Genomic DNA, 12,708 nt, shown 5'->3' with positions numbered 1-12,708 from the left:
AATATCAAGCGGGCCCTGGAGATCGCGGATTACGTGTACGTGATGCGGACCGGCACGGTCCTATCGGAAGGCTCCCGAGAGACGTTCGGCGGCGACACGGAGGCGCTGGTGGCCCGGTGGCTGTACGCCAGCGGGAACACCTAGGCCGCCTTTCTCATCCCCCACTTTCCGCGGCGGAACTATATGGCCGGCTTCAGGTCGGGGGTCGCGACGTGCCAGACGCCGTTCTTTGGTCCATTCCGGCCCTCCCCCTGAACATCGCCAGGCTTGGAATCAACCCCAAACCTATAGAGTAAGTGGCCGTTGTAACTTACCTGGGATCCGTTGGCGGTCTGGATGATCGCAATCTTACCCGTCACCGAGGCCGGGGCCTTTGGAGCGACGGCCCCCAACAATGGCGGCCAGGCCCCGGTACATGCTCCCGTACAAGCGCTCGATGTCGCGGTATCGGACGTCAGATAGTAGAGGCTCATGCCTTTTGCGTCCACAAGAATCGGCTGCGACTTCCCCTCAATCACTGCGCTGGCCACGTTGAGGCTGGTGGATTGGCTAGGTGGCTGGGTCGGCTGGGGAGTCGTTGGGTAGTTGTATTGAGCGGATGCCACCCCCACGGACACTACTAACGAAAACAGCACAACGCTGATGATCTTACGTCCCGCCATCCACATAGAATGTACCTCCTTGGATCCGCTTGTGTTAGATATGGTGGCCCTTGTCCTTCACGTTCTTGTCAAGAACAAGTGCTGGCTCCTTCGCGAGCGGCTCGAACATGCGTGGCCGATCGAGCTCGGGACGGTCCGGGCGGAGCCCGTGAATACGGGCATCGTTGAAGCCGCTAGGATTGGCGGTTCGTTTTCACGCGGCGCATTGGGGTGGGCCCCCAGCGCAGGCGCCTCGGCACACCCCTGGCATCCAACTGGAACGTGACCGCCTCGCCGATGCTGCCGATCCCGGCGCCGGCGACGATCCGGAAGCGCCCGGGTCCCCGTCGCTCGAGCTCGTCCACGTCACGAAGTGGGCGATCACTTCTCGGTTCGAATCCCACGAGGCGGTTGCCCACCCTGACGATCTCCAGCTCCCCCCATCTGTTGGTATAGCGGCCCTCGTACCTCAGCAGGGCGGCACTCGTCGCGGACGAGGAGGCGCGTGAATCGACGCGCCCGAGACAGTCGTAGATGGTCTGGAAGATTCCGATCATCAGCGGCTGGGCCGGTCCGTCGATGGCGTTCGTCAAGACCGCGACCCCGATCTTCCGCTCGGTGTCCATGCCGATCGCGGTCTTGAAGCCCTGGAAGCCTCCGCCGTGTCCGACAATGGGCGTGCAATCGACGGTCCAAATGTGGTAGCCCAGTCCATAGCCTTCCCCGGCCCGTTGCCACTGCGGCCGCCGCATCTCCCGCTTGCTGAGATCGCTCAGGAGCCGCCCGCTGCCCGGGAACTGGGCGGACATGAACGCGCAGAGATCGACGACGTTCGACACCATCCCGGCTGCGGCGCGCCAGACGTTCGTGTCCGGATGCGTGAACGGTGCCCTGCCACGGCCGGGTCCTTCCCGGCCGTAGCCGAGCGCCAGACTCTGGATGATCTTCGGGGTGAGGTCGAACCCGGAGTGCGTCAACCCCAGCGGCTCGAGAATCCCCGCTCGGACGCAGTCTTCGTAGGATCGGCCGCCCGCGGCCGCCACGACCTGCCCCAGGACCGCATACCCGAGGTTCGAATACTTCCACCGCTCCAGCGGAGGGAAGACGGCGACGCCGTCTCGGACGCGTGCCTTGAGCTGCTCGAGCGTCGGGAATCGGTCAGTGGTCCAATGGTCGCTGCCGTCACGCTCGACCCCAGCGCCGTGCGAGAGGAGATGGCGGACCGTGATCGCGTCGAGCGACCCACCCCGCCGTGATTTGAACCACGGCACATAGTAGTCTGCGCGTTCGTCGAGGCGCACCAGTCCGCGCTCGACCAACTGCATCACCGCGGTAGCAGTGAAGGTCTTCGAGATGGATGCGACGCGGTAGCAGGTTCTATCGGTCGGCTTGCGGCGGGCGGCCTCATCGGCGTACCCGTAGGCCGCGCGGAAGACCATATCGTTTCCATGGACCACCCCGACTGAGAGGGCGGGAATCCGGTGGTACGTCCGCTTGTAGTCGAGCCATGCGGCGACCACCCGCAGCGCATCCTGAAGCGGCGTGCCGGCGCGACGCCGCACAGAGCGCGGCGAAGAACGCAACAGGCCGACCGGGGTGTTCGGCATGATACTCCACCGGGATTTCTGATGCGTCACCGTGTTGCCCTCTTTGATCATGATCTCCGCGTGGCCTCTACCTTGGTCAGGGACGCATCGAGGATGGCGAGCGCCCGGTCCATCTCCTCCCGCCGGATCGTCAGGGGAGGGGCGAGGGTGATGATGCTGCCCATCGTCAGCTTGAAGCTCAGCCCACGGGAGAGGGTTTCGTACATGACCGCCTCGGCCTCGTCCGTCGCGCGCTCCCGCGTGGCTCGATCCGCCACGAGTTCCATCCCGAGCAGCAGCCCGATTCCACGCACGTCCCCAATCAATGGGTGGTCATCCATCATCGCCCGAATCCGGTCGAGCGCGTAGCGTCCCAGGTCCCGGGCCCGTCCCAGGAGCCCGTGGTCTTCGATGTACGCGATTGTCGCGAGGGCGGCGGCGCACGCCACCGGATTCTTCTCGTGCGTGTAGTGCCCCAGCGCCCGTTCCCCCGCCACGTCGAGGCCTTCGCGCGCGATGAGCGCGGCGAGCGGGAGAATGCCCCCGCCCAGCCCCTTGCCGATCACCAGGATGTCCGGCACGACGGCGTAGTGCTCGCAGGCGAACATCGTCCCGGTCCGGCCGAGCGCGGTGGGGATCTCATCGAGGATCAGGAGCGCGCCGTGCCGGTCGCAGGCGCGGCGCACCGCGGGCCAGTAGTCGGGCGACGGGACCACGGGCGTGCTGCGGATGGTTTCGGCGACGACCGCCGCGACGTCGCCCTCCTTCTCCAGCACGTACGCGATGTAGTCGGCGCACTTGAGGTCGCACCCCCCTCGACGTCCGCACTCCCACACGCAGCGGTACGGGTCGGGCGGCGGCACGTGTTCGGTGCCGGGGAGCAGTGGGCCGATTCCGCCCCGAAAGATCTCCTCGCCCCCTACCGAAATCGCATCGAGCGAGGCACCGTGGAAGGAGTCCCACATCGAGATCGTCTTGTGACGGCCGGTGGCCACCCGGGCCAGTTTGAGCGCCATGCCGATGCCGCCGGTTCCCCCGGGACAGAAGAGCACTTTGTTCAGATCGCCTGGGGCGAGTGCGGCCAGCTTCTTCGCCAGCGCGACCGCGGTGCGGTTGGTGTAGCGGCGGGTACAGAACGAAAGATCGTCGAGCTGTGCCTTGATCGCCGCGATCACGGCCGGGTTGGCGAACCCCACCTGGTGCACGTAGTTTCCGTGGAAGTCCATGTACCGGCGGCCCTGCAGGTCCTCGATGTAGAGGCCGTCGCAGCTTCGCATCGCATTCAGGCACGGCGTCGAGAGCGACTGATGGAGGAAGTAGCGATCGTCTTCCTCGAGGACGGCCTTCGTCTCGGCGTCGAGGGCCGCGGCCTGCCATTGGCGGCGCCGCGGCGAGATGTTGAGGTCGCCTTCGCTCCGCAGGTGCGATGGATCGGTCATCGGCGCACACCTCCGGAGGCAGTATTCTGCGGTGCCCGCCCGTGATCATGCCCTATCCACGAGGACTTCGCGTCCGGCTGGGTCAACATACTATCGGGTGCAAAGTTCTGCGACAATTGGTAGTTGGGATGTCGGTAAGGCTCTGTCGGGAGGTGATGCATGCGGCGCCCTTGGCAATCACTCATCCCGGCGCTCATCGTTGGCTTGGGATTCATCCCTTGGGCGGCAGGGCAGGGCAATGGGCAAGGAGCAACGTCCGCCCTCGCGCTCGAGCCTGCGACTCTGACCGTTGACCAAGGAGGAACGGCCTCAGCCAAGGTCACGGTCGCTCTGCGGTCCGGGAAGACCGGGGGGACGAGCCTCATGGCGTGGGATGTACCGAGCGGTATGACCATCCAGTTCAGCCCGGTCACCGGAAATCCACCCTTCACGGCCACGTTAAGCGTCGGGGTCACCTCAACCGCGAAACCAGGCACGTTTATCGTGAAGCTACAGGCCACCGGCGCTGACCCATCGGTGGTCGTCTCGTACCCCGTGATCGTCCAGAGGACGGCTGGAGGCGGATATTGATCGCGATCGTCTAAGCAGGACGCGACCCCAGGGAGCCCCGACCGACCCGGCGAACCCAGACCGCTGGGAGGGTTGGCATGTCGGGACAGGCTGCGGTCAATGGCGCGCGCCTCTGGGAGTCGCTGATGACGATGGCGGAGATCGGGCGCACGCCCGCGGGCGGCGTTCACCGCCTCGCCCTGAGCGACGAGGATCGTGGGGCGCGGGATCTCCTGGTGCGGTGGCTGCGGGCGGTCGGGTGCGCCGTCCGGGTGGACGACCTCGGCAACATCTACGGGCGGCGAGCAGGTATGGATCCGGCCGCCGCGCCGGTTGTGTGTGGGTCACACCTCGACACCGTCCCAACCGGCGGCCGGTTCGACGGAGCGCTCGGCGTCCTCGGCGCCCTCGAAGCGGTCCGCGCGATGAACGATGCGGGCGTGGCGACAACGCGACCTGTAGAAGTGGTGTGCTGGACCAACGAAGAAGGGGCCCGCTTCGCTCCCGCGATGCTCGCGAGCGGGGCGGTGTGCGGGCAGTTCACGGTCGAGGAGGCGTACGCCGCCCGGGATCGCGATGGCCGCACGTTCGGCGACGAACTTCGGCGGATCGGGTACTGCGGCAATGTCGCGGACCGCCTGCAGGCACCCACAGCCTACATCGAGTTGCACGTCGAGCAGGGGCCGATTCTGGAACGCGAGGGCCGCGAGATCGGAGTCGTCGAGGGCGTGGAGGGTATTGCCTGGGGGTGGACGGACGTGGTCGGCCGCGCCGCGCACGCAGGGCCGACTCCCATGGGTGATCGCCGGGACGCGCTCGTGGCCGCGAGCCGTATCGTCCTTGGAGTTCGGCAGATGACCGAAGATTTTTCCGGCCTGCGCACCACCGTTGGCCGGTGCGAGGTGAGCCCGAACACGATCAACGTGGTGGCGGGCGCGGTGCGCATGTCGACCGATCTCAGGGCCCGGAACGCAGAGGTGCTGGAGGCCGCGTGGCGTCGGCTCCAGCAGCTCTGCGCTGAGGTCGCCAAGGGGGATGGGGTCGAGGTGCTGGCTTCCGAGTTCTGGCGGAGTCCACCCACCCCATTTCATCCGCTCGTTGTCGAAACGGTCGCCGAAGCCGCGGCGGACCTAGGGTACTCCGCGCATCGGGTATGGGCCGGCGCCGGTCACGACGCCAAGTACGTGGCGGACCGGTATCCGGCCGGCATGATCTTCGTCCCGAGCGCCGGCGGATTAAGCCACAACGAAGCCGAGTGGACCTCCCAAGAGGACTGCACCCGGGGCGCGGCTGTTCTCTTGGGCACCGCCCTTCGTCTGGCAGGGGCGGCGTGATGAAGGCTGTCGTGAAGGTCCGTTCGGGGCCGGGGAACGTCGAGCTCATGGAGATGCCCGAGCCGCAGCCGGGGGCCGGGCAGGTCCGGATCGCGGTCGCGGCAGCGGGGATCTGTGGGACGGACATCCATATCCTGCGCGAGGAGTTCCCGAGCCGTCCTCCGGTGATCCTCGGGCATGAGTTCAGCGGGCAGATCGACCGGCTGGGAGACGGCGTAGAAGGATTTGCGCTGGGCGATCCGGTCGTCGCCATGCCGGCCGCGATCCGGTGCGGCCGGTGCCGGTACTGCCTGACCGGCGATGTCTTGATGTGTGAGCGCCGCCGCTCGATCGGGCACGGGGTGCACGGCGCGTTCACCCGGTACGTCGTGGTGCCTGCGGAGATGGTCCACCGCGTGCCGCGCGCGTTGGACCTCCAACACGCCGCGCTCGCGGAGCCGACGGCGGTGGCGGTCCACGCGGTGTGCGAGCGGGCGCGCGTGACCGCGGGCGACGCGGTGCTGGTCAACGGCGTGGGGCCGATTGGGCTGCTGGTCCTCCAGGTTGTGCGCGCGCAGGGAGGTCGGGTCCTCGCCGGCGGAACGGCGCGCGATGGGCGGCGATTGGATCTGGCCCGCCGGCTGGGCGCGGAGGCGACGGTGGACGTGGACGCGCAGGACCTGGTCGCCGCCGCCCGCGAGTGGAGCGGCGGTCTTGGCGTCGACGTCGCATTCGAGTGCGCGGGCGCCCCGCGCTCGCTCGACGCATGCCTCGGCGCTCTCCGCCGGATCGGGACGCTCGTGCAGGTCGGGCTGATGGGACGGCGGATTGAGTGCGATTACGAGCAGGTGGCGATGCATGAACTGCGCGTAGTCGGCACGTATGGCTCCTCGCTCCTGTCGTGGCCGAGGGCGCTGGCGCTCCTCGCCCAGGGGCTCGTACAGGCCGACCCGATGATCTCAGACGTGCTGCCGATGACGGCCTGGGAAGAGGGGTTCCGGAAGACTGCCGCTCAGGAGTCGATCAAAGTCCTGCTCACCCCATAGCGCTGACCCTACCAGCACGTGGGCCCCGGCGAGAGCCGGGGCCCACGGGACATGCGGACTCGCCGATGTCAGGCCGTGGCGAGTTCTTTGCTGAATCCGGCCCAGATGCCCCACACACCGATGATGAGATGGACGAGGTTGTACGCGGTGTTCACCGGAACGCCGAGGCTGCCGAGCGTGCCCGGGGCGACGAAGCCGATGACTGCCACGAGCGTGTAGACAATGCCAAAGATCTGCGCGAACGATCGATAGCCGGAGCCCGTGAAGCCCGTGTAGGCCCCGATCGCGCCGCTGACGAGGTGAATCAGGTTGTGGACCACGGTGGTTCTCGCCCCGAGCAGTGTGCCGGTGAACAGGCCGATAACGCCGATGAGGAGCAGGACGATGCCGACCACCTGTGCAAAAACCTTCGCCATGCGGACATTCCCCCTCTATAAGATCGTATAAGATCGCCCCTGCCCGAGCCTGGTTCAGGATCAGCCCGCCACACACCTCTTTGTGGTCACATCGACAAGTAGCGGGCCGGCGGGGGAACGCGAGGGTCGGATCGCGCCGCCGGAGAAGTAGCGGAGACTATGACGGCCCCCGACATCCGCAAGATCGCAGAAGCGCATCGTGACGAGATCGTGGCGCTCACGCGCGACCTCGTGCGGATCGACACGACGAACACCGGGGTGATGCCCACCGGTCACGAGACCCCCGCGGCTGAGTTTCTCAAACAGCGACTCACCGCCGAAGGGATCACCGCGGAGATCCAGGGAAGAATCCCCGAGCGGGGCAATGTGTTCGCCGCCCTTCCGGGGTCGAGCGGCCATCCGTGCCTGACCCTTGCGTCGCATACGGACGTCGTGCCCGCCGGCGACGAAGCCCAGTGGACGCATCCGCCGTTCGCCGGGACGGTCGAAGACGGCTACGTGTATGGGAGGGGCGCCGCGGATATGAAGGGCACCGTGGCGGCCCAGGTGATGGCCCTCATCCTGCTGCGGCGGATGAAGGTCTCACTTGCGCATCCCGTCGGGTTCGTCTGCGTCGCCGACGAAGAAGCCGGCGGCGCGTACGGGATGGGGTGGGTGGCCAAGGCGCATCCGGAGCGCCTGCGGGCCCGCTACTGTGTGAACGAAGGCGGCGGGATGTTTATCAAGGTCAAGGACGCCGCATGGTGCCTCCTGGGGGTGGGGGAAAAGGGTCGATTCGAAGTGCAGGCGACGTTCCGCGGGCGCGGAGCGCACGCGGCCCAACCGTGGCAGGGCGACAATGCGCTGTTCCACGCGGTGCAGGCGCTGGAGCGACTCCGGGCGTATGATCCTGAGCGCGATACCAGCGGGCCGATCTTCCCCTACCTGCGCCGCGCCATCGGGCCGATCACCCCGGCCACGGTGGACGATGTGGTCGGGCAGCTCGCGTCCTCCAACCCGCGGCTCGCGGATCACTGCCGGCAGGTGTCCCGGATGCTGGTCACCCCGACGATGATCTCCGGGGGCGTCAAGTCGAACAGCGTGCCGGACGCCGTCCGCCTCGTCTGCGACGTCCGAGCGCTTCCGCACCAAGGGCCGGACTATGTCGCCGAGACGGTCCGCGGTCTCCTGCCCGGCGCCGACGTCCGGATCGACTGTACCGCCGTCGCCAACGCCTCCCCGGCGGAGGGTGAGTGGGTGGGGCTCCTGTCCGACGTACTCAGCCAGGCCTTGGGACGAAACGCGGAAGTGGTCCCGACGATCAGCGGGGGGTTTACGGATTCCCGGTTCGTGCGGGAACTGGGCGTGCCCGCGTACGGGTTCGCCCCCCTCCATCCCGACAGCGATCCCTCGCGGCGCCGCGCGCACGGTCCGAGCGAATCGGTGGCGATCGAGGACCTGGTCCTCGAGACCGCCGTCTACTTCGGACTGGCCTACCGGCTGGGGACGGTCTGAGCGAGCAAGACTTTCCTCCGGCCGTCGCGAACGAGTACCGCGTCCGAGCAGCGCGCGTCTTCACCACGTGCCCGGCCGGAGGAAACGTGATGTTTACGGCATTTGTGATGATTCAAGCCGAACGGCGGCGGATGCAGGAGGTCGCACGCAGGCTCGCCGAGACCCCGGGCGTGGAGCAAGTGTATTCCGTCACCGGGGAGTGGGATATCATCGCTGTGCTGCGCCTCAAGGAGTACGACGAACTGGCCGAGATCGTCACGGGCCGGATGGTGGAGATCCCCGGAATCGTCCGGACGAACACCCACCTGGCGTTTCGCGCGTTTCCGCAGTCCCTGCTCGAGCGATCGTTTTCCGTCGGGCTCGAGGAAGAAGAGGACGAGCAGGGCGAGGGCTCCCGGTAGCCGGCCAGGATGTGAGCGAGGAGCGATGACGATGGCGATTGAGATCCCGGCGGCGTTGACCCAAGAGCAGTTGCGGGCCATGCTCCGCACCATGTTGACGATCCGGCAGTTTGATCAGCGCGCCCTCGAGCTGTACCGCGAAGGAGTGATGCGCGGCTCCACGCACCCGTACATCGGCATGGAGGCGGTGGCCGTGGGCGCCTGCGCGGCGCTCCATCCGAACGACCGCATCACGAGCACGCACCGAGGACACGGGCACTGCCTCGCGAAGGGCGGGGACCCCCGGCTCATGATGGCCGAGCTGTTGGGCAAGGCCACAGGGTACTGCAAAGGCAAGGGCGGCTCCATGCACATCGCGGACCTGGAAGCCGGGATCCTCGGCGCCAACGGAATCGTCGGAGGCGGCATCGGGCTCGCGGCCGGCGCCGCGCTGGCCGCGCAACTCGCCGGCCGGGACGATGTGACCGTGTGTTTCTTTGGCGATGGCGCGCTGAACCAAGGTATTCTGCACGAGTCGGCGAACCTCGCCGCGATCTGGAAGCTCCCCGTGGTGTTCGTCTGCGAGAACAACCAGTACGCCATGTCGGCCCGGGCCGACAAGTTCACGTCGGTGCCGGATCCAACGGTGCGGGCGACCGCGTACGGATTCCCCGGAGTCGGCTGCGACGGCATGGACGTGCTGGCCGTGTACCGGGCGGTCGCCGATGCGGCGGCACGGGCCCGGGCGGGCGGCGGACCGTCGCTGATCGTCTGCGTGACTTATCGGTACTTCGGGCACCATGTCGGCGATCCGCTCAACTACCGCGACAAAGCCGAGGTTGACGCATGGCGCCGGCGCGACCCGATCGAGCGGTTCGAGCAGACGCTCATCGGTCGGGGTGTGCTTGCGGCCGCCGACGTCGAGCAGCTGCGCGGGGAGGTGGCCGGCGAAATCGAGTCGGCCGTCGCGTTTGCGAAGGCCAGCCCCGAGCCCGAGCTGACCGCGCTGATGGAGGACGTGTACGCATGAGCCGCCCCCTGATCGAGACGACACCCACCGCCCCCGCCGGAATCCGCTCATTGACCTACGCCGAGGCGCTGAACGAGGCGCTGCGCGAGGAGATGCGGCGGGATCCCCGGGTGTTCGTCCTGGGCGAGGACGTCGCGGTGTGGGGCGGCGGGGGGATCTTCGGCGTGACGAAGGGGCTCGTCGACGAATTCGGCCCGCAGCGCGTGCGCGACACGCCGATCTCCGAGGAGGCAATCGCGGCGGTGGCCATCGGCGCCGCGGTGGCCGGCGCGCGTCCCGTGGCCGAATTCATGTACGTCGACTTCATGGGTCTCGCCATGGAGCCGATCGTGAATCAGGCGGCCAAGATTCGATACATGTTCGGCGGCAAAGCCCGAGTCCCGGTCGTCTTTCGCGCCCAGCAGGGTGCCGGACGGGGGAACGCCGCTCAGCACTCGCAGTCGCTCGAAGCCTGGTTCGCCCATATCCCGGGGCTCAAGGTGGTGACCCCGAGCGCGCCCGCCGATGCCAAAGGGCTGCTGATCAGCGCGATCCGAGACGACAATCCCGTGGTGTTCTTGGAGCACAAGGCCCTCTACAACCTCCGCGGACCGGTTCCCGAAGGCGAGTTCACGATCCCGCTCGGCGTCGCGGACCGCAAGCGCGAGGGCCGGCACGCGACCTTCGTCGGCGTCCACACGATGGTGCACAAGGCCCTCGCCGCGGCGGAGACGCTCGCCAAGGAGGGCATCGAGCTCGAAGTCATCGATCCCCGGTCGCTCGTGCCGTTCGATCTTGACACCGTGGTCGCCTCGGTGCGGAAGACCGGGCGCCTCGTGGTCGGCCACGAGGCGTACGAGCGGTGCGGGATCGGCGCGGAGATCATCACCCAAGTCGTGACCGCCGCGTTCGACGCGTTGGACGCCCCGCCACTGCGGTTGTGCGCAAAGAATGTGCCCATTCCGTACAACGCGGGCCTCGAGGCGGCCGCGCTCCCACAGGCGGAGGATATCGTGACCGCCGTGCGCCGGCTGGTGGCATGATGCCGACCGAGGTCGTGCTCCCCCGTCTGGGTCTGACGCAGGACGAGGGGACCGTCGTCAGGTGGCTCAAGCCCGAGGGCAGCCGGGTCGCCAAGGGCGAGCCGCTGTTCGAGGTGATGACCGACAAGGCCACGCTCGAGATCGAGGCGCCCGCATCAGGCGTGCTGCTCAAGATCCTCGTCCCTGAAGGAGGCACCGTCGCCGTCGCGACTCCCATCGCGTTGATCGGCGAGCCGGGCGAGGCCGTAGCCCCCGCGCCCGGGACAAGGGATGGCGAAGCCGCCGTATCCGGCCGCAGTATCCTGCCGCAGCCGGCTGCGATCGGCGACCCGTCCGCGCGGGTGAAGATTTCTCCACGCGCCCGCGCGCTCGCCGAGAGGCACGGGATCAACGTGCGCGCGGTGGTGGGCACCGGCCCCGACGGGCGGATCATCGAGCGCGACATCCAGACAGCGGCGGCATCGCGTGCCGGAGGGCCGCCCGCTCCGCCACCGTCCACCGCGCCATCCTCGACGTTCCGGCCGTCCGCCGGTCAGCCTGAAGAGTCCCCCGCAGCGGCGCGGATGCGCTCCATCATCGCCAGGCGGATGATGGAGAGCCTGCACACGACCGCCCAGCTCACGTTGACGACCGAAGTCGACATGGAGGAAAGCGTCCGGCTCCACGCGGAGGTGGGCCCCGAACTCGAACGACGCGAGGGCGTTCGCGTCACGTATACCGACCTCATCGTCCGCGCCGCGGCGGTGGCGCTGCGCGAGCATCCCAGGATCAATGCCCGGTGGGAGGGCGAGGCGGTCCGGCGCCTCCCCGAGATTCACGTTGGCGTCGCCGTGTCGCTCGACGACGGCCTGGTCGTCCCCGTGGTGCGGCAGGCCGACCGGGCGACCCTCGGACAGATCTCCGCGGCGATCAAGGATCTCTCCGATCGCGCGCGGAGCAACCGGCTGCGGCCGGAAGAGATGCAGGGCAGCACCTTTACCGTCACCAACCTGGGTATGTACGATGTCGATGGGTTTACCCCGGTGCTCAATTCCCCGGATGCCGCAATCCTGGGCGTGGGCCGGCTGCACCGGAGGCCGGCGGCCGTCGGCGACCGCATCGAGATCCGGTCCATGATGGTGTTGTCCCTGACGTTCGACCACCGGGTCGTCGATGGCGCCCCCGCCGCGCAGTTCCTCCAGCGGGTCAAGCGCGTCCTCGAGCACCCCTACTTGCTATTACTCCCCTGAACCCGGTTTCAGTTCGCAGAGGTTCCCGGGACGACGTCCCAGAGATGTGGAGGATTTACCGGGATGTGCAGTTTAGGCTGCATGCATCCCAGCTTCCCGAGGCGCCTATTCCGCGGATCTACTATCACGAAGTTGAGACGGGCGACGTGTGGATCGCGGACGCCGCCGGCAAGGCCGTCGGATTTGTGGGGCTCATAATCCGGAGCGGCATCGGCTTCCTCAGCGAGTTCTTCGTCGAGCCCAGCCACCAGTCGCGCGGTATCGGCCGATCGCTTCTCACACGCGCCCTTTCCGCGGGCGCCGAGCGCTACTGCACCTTGAGCTCGACCGATCCGCGCGCGCTTGCCCTCTACGTCCGGGCCGGACTGCATCCGCACTGGCCGCACGTTCTCCTGACCGCCGTCGTGAACCACGCGGAGCGCGTTGACCCAAGCGGCGCATGCGTCCGGGAGGCGCGCCCAGGCGACCAGGGCATCGTGGAATGGGACGCCCGGATCAGCGGGCGGCGGCGCCCGGAGGATCACGCGTTCTGGCGGTCGGGTCTCGAGGCCGTTCCCGTCTGG

12 protein-coding genes are annotated in these 12,708 nt (G+C 67.7%); 9 read left to right on the top strand and 3 right to left on the bottom strand.

The annotated features are described in order from the left end of the window. Window positions 1-835: 835 nt before the first annotated feature. Window positions 836-2,299, bottom strand: a complete 1,464-nt coding sequence (locus VFP86_12700) for a serine hydrolase domain-containing protein (protein HET9000499.1) — start codon at window positions 2,297-2,299, stop codon at window positions 836-838. Next, window positions 2,296-3,666: an aspartate aminotransferase family protein gene (locus VFP86_12695; protein ID HET9000498.1), complete on the bottom strand. Its 1,371-nt coding sequence runs from the start codon at window positions 3,664-3,666 to the stop codon at window positions 2,296-2,298. The genes VFP86_12700 and VFP86_12695 overlap by 4 nt, the downstream gene beginning before the upstream one ends. Window positions 3,667-3,825: 159 nt before the next feature. Between VFP86_12695 and VFP86_12690 the strand changes: the two genes are divergently transcribed. The 3 genes from VFP86_12690 (at window position 3,826) to VFP86_12680 (ending at window position 6,574) form a co-directional block, all read left to right on the top strand. Beyond that, window positions 3,826-4,236, top strand: a complete 411-nt coding sequence (locus VFP86_12690) for a hypothetical protein (GenBank protein ID HET9000497.1) — start codon at window positions 3,826-3,828, stop codon at window positions 4,234-4,236. Window positions 4,237-4,313: 77 nt separating this feature from the next. Then, complete coding sequence (locus VFP86_12685; protein ID HET9000496.1) at window positions 4,314-5,549, top strand: Zn-dependent hydrolase; 1,236 nt, start codon at window positions 4,314-4,316, stop codon at window positions 5,547-5,549. Next, window positions 5,549-6,574 carry an alcohol dehydrogenase catalytic domain-containing protein gene (locus VFP86_12680; protein HET9000495.1) on the top strand — a complete coding sequence of 342 codons (1,026 nt, stop codon included), beginning with the start codon at window positions 5,549-5,551 and terminating at the stop codon, window positions 6,572-6,574. The genes VFP86_12685 and VFP86_12680 overlap by 1 nt, the downstream gene beginning before the upstream one ends. 68 nt (window positions 6,575-6,642) lie before the next feature. Here the strand turns inward: VFP86_12680 and VFP86_12675 are convergent, their stop codons facing one another. After that, the gene (locus tag VFP86_12675) at window positions 6,643-6,990 is read right to left on the bottom strand and encodes a DUF4383 domain-containing protein (protein ID HET9000494.1); all 348 of its coding nucleotides are present in this window, start codon (window positions 6,988-6,990) and stop codon (window positions 6,643-6,645) included. Window positions 6,991-7,149: 159 nt separating this feature from the next. On the opposite strand from VFP86_12675, the gene VFP86_12670 reads away from it, so the two are divergent. The 6 genes from VFP86_12670 to VFP86_12645 form a co-directional block, all read left to right on the top strand. After that, the gene (locus tag VFP86_12670) at window positions 7,150-8,484 is read left to right on the top strand and encodes a M20/M25/M40 family metallo-hydrolase (GenBank protein ID HET9000493.1); all 1,335 of its coding nucleotides are present in this window, start codon (window positions 7,150-7,152) and stop codon (window positions 8,482-8,484) included. An 89-nt stretch (window positions 8,485-8,573) separates the two neighbouring features. Next, a complete protein-coding gene (locus VFP86_12665) occupies window positions 8,574-8,885 on the top strand; it encodes an Lrp/AsnC ligand binding domain-containing protein (GenBank protein HET9000492.1) in 312 nt (103 codons plus the stop codon). A 31-nt stretch (window positions 8,886-8,916) separates the two neighbouring features. Beyond that, window positions 8,917-9,894, top strand: coding sequence for a thiamine pyrophosphate-dependent dehydrogenase E1 component subunit alpha (locus tag VFP86_12660; protein ID HET9000491.1), 978 nt, complete (start codon window positions 8,917-8,919; stop codon window positions 9,892-9,894). Next, window positions 9,891-10,916 carry an alpha-ketoacid dehydrogenase subunit beta gene (locus VFP86_12655; GenBank protein HET9000490.1) on the top strand — a complete coding sequence of 342 codons (1,026 nt, stop codon included), beginning with the start codon at window positions 9,891-9,893 and terminating at the stop codon, window positions 10,914-10,916. The genes VFP86_12660 and VFP86_12655 overlap by 4 nt, the downstream gene beginning before the upstream one ends. After that, window positions 10,913-12,145, top strand: a complete 1,233-nt coding sequence (locus tag VFP86_12650; protein ID HET9000489.1) for a dihydrolipoamide acetyltransferase family protein — start codon at window positions 10,913-10,915, stop codon at window positions 12,143-12,145. The genes VFP86_12655 and VFP86_12650 overlap by 4 nt, the downstream gene beginning before the upstream one ends. Window positions 12,146-12,189: 44 nt before the next feature. Next, window positions 12,190-12,708: GNAT family N-acetyltransferase (locus VFP86_12645; GenBank protein HET9000488.1), on the top strand; the 519-nt coding region annotated here is incomplete at its 3' end.

The organism is bacterium (assembly GCA_035703895.1).
Taxonomy (GTDB): Bacteria; Sysuimicrobiota; Sysuimicrobiia; order Sysuimicrobiales; family Segetimicrobiaceae; genus Segetimicrobium.
The sequence above is the reverse complement of the archived record's forward strand: the minus strand, read 5'-3'. Positions and strand labels throughout refer to the sequence as shown.